Here is a 299-nt window from a genome sequence, read left to right as displayed (position 1 = left end):
GGGCATCGACCCCACCCCTGAGGAGTTCCAGAAGTGCGGCCGCGACATCGCCATGCAGGTAGCTGCCCTGAACCCGGTTTCCGCCACCCGTGAGGACGTGCCCGCCGACGTGGCCTCCCACGAGATGGAGATCTACAAGGCTCAGGCCGCTGAGTCCGGCAAGCCCGAGAACATCCAGGAGAAGATGGCCGAGGGCCGCATGGACAAGTTCTACAAGGAGAACTGCCTGGCCGAGCAGGCCTTCGTGAAGAACACGGATCTGACCGTGGCTCAGTACGCCGACGAGTGCTCCAAGGCTC

The 299-nt window shown here is 63.9% G+C and carries 1 pseudogene; it reads left to right on the top strand.

The features are described from left to right. Positions 1 to 299: pseudogene (locus PZH32_RS13035) on the top strand (translation elongation factor Ts); the annotation flags it as partial.

It is taken from the genome of Adlercreutzia equolifaciens (assembly GCF_029076695.1).
Taxonomy (GTDB): domain Bacteria; phylum Actinomycetota; class Coriobacteriia; order Coriobacteriales; family Eggerthellaceae; genus Adlercreutzia; species Adlercreutzia equolifaciens_A.
This window is presented reverse-complemented; position numbering and strand designations above follow the sequence as displayed.